The sequence below is a fragment of the Microbacterium karelineae genome (assembly GCF_009745985.1).
Taxonomy (GTDB): Bacteria; Actinomycetota; Actinomycetes; order Actinomycetales; family Microbacteriaceae; genus Microbacterium; species Microbacterium karelineae.
Window position 1 is genome coordinate 1 of sequence record NZ_WFIX01000070.1, and the last position, 291, is coordinate 291.

Annotated in this window: 1 protein-coding gene; it reads left to right on the forward strand. The window is 37.1% G+C overall.

The features are described from left to right. Window positions 1–291: hypothetical protein (locus GB932_RS21955; RefSeq protein WP_197517201.1), on the forward strand; the 291-nt coding region annotated here is incomplete at both ends.

Genomic DNA, 291 nt, shown 5'->3' on the forward strand with positions numbered 1-291 from the left:
AAATCAAGACAGATTGAAGAATCTTTATTGGTTTGGAAGAATGGTAAAAACAATGCAGCAAACAACTACTACGATTATTTAAAAGCAAGCTCTGCTTCTCTTTTAGGTGGTACTTCTTTCAACAAAGCATTGTACAACGGTATCAACACTTCTACCAACGCAACTACTTTAGCTTATACAGGAGGAAACGCTGCTCAGGCTGTTGCTGAACTAGGAAACTTTAAAGCTTCTGAATTAGAATTAGTATTATACACTAAGACTTCAATGGGAGACGGTACTCAGGCAAACAAC